Genomic DNA, 644 nt, shown 5'->3' with positions numbered 1-644 from the left:
CTAAGGGTTCCTGGGTCAAGTTCGTCTTCCCAGGGTGAGTCGGGACCTAAGGCGAGGCCGACAGGCGTAGTCGATGGATAACCAGTTGATATTCTGGTACCCGTACATGCGCGCCCATGATGAAGCACTGATACTAACCACCGCGGATGCACTGTTGACACTCTTTGAGTGTTGGTGGTGTTGATGTCGTGGGGCCTGATGTGTGGTTCAAGTGATGGGGTGACGCAGTGAGGTAGCCACGCCACTTATTGGATTGGTGGTGTAAGCGTGTAGATCGTGTGGTAGGTAAATCCGCTACACATATGGTTGAGACGTGATGCGTAGACCCATTGGGGTTGATGGTGGTGATCCTGTACTGTCGAGAAAAGCCTCTAGCGATGTGTGTGTATGGCCCGTACCCTAAACCGACACAGGTAGTCAGGTTGAAAATACTAAGGCGTTCGGGTGAACTGTGGTTAAGGAATTCGGCAAAATGCCCCCGTAACTTCGGGAGAAGGGGGGCCTCACGACGTGAAGGCCCAAGCGGCTGGAAGCGTTGTGGGGTCGCAGAGAATAGAGGGAAGCGACTGTTTATCAAAAACACAGGTCCATGCGAAGACGTTAAGTTGATGTATATGGACTGACGCCTGCCCGGTGCTGGAAGG

1 rRNA gene is annotated in these 644 nt (G+C 53.1%); it reads left to right on the top strand.

What is annotated here, in order from left to right:
• Nucleotides 1-644: ribosomal RNA gene (locus tag RAE09_RS11875) — 23S ribosomal RNA — on the top strand; the annotation flags it as partial.

This window comes from Corynebacterium tuberculostearicum, from assembly GCF_032821615.1.
Lineage (GTDB): Bacteria > Actinomycetota > Actinomycetes > Mycobacteriales > Mycobacteriaceae > Corynebacterium > Corynebacterium tuberculostearicum_H.
This window is presented reverse-complemented; position numbering and strand designations above follow the sequence as displayed.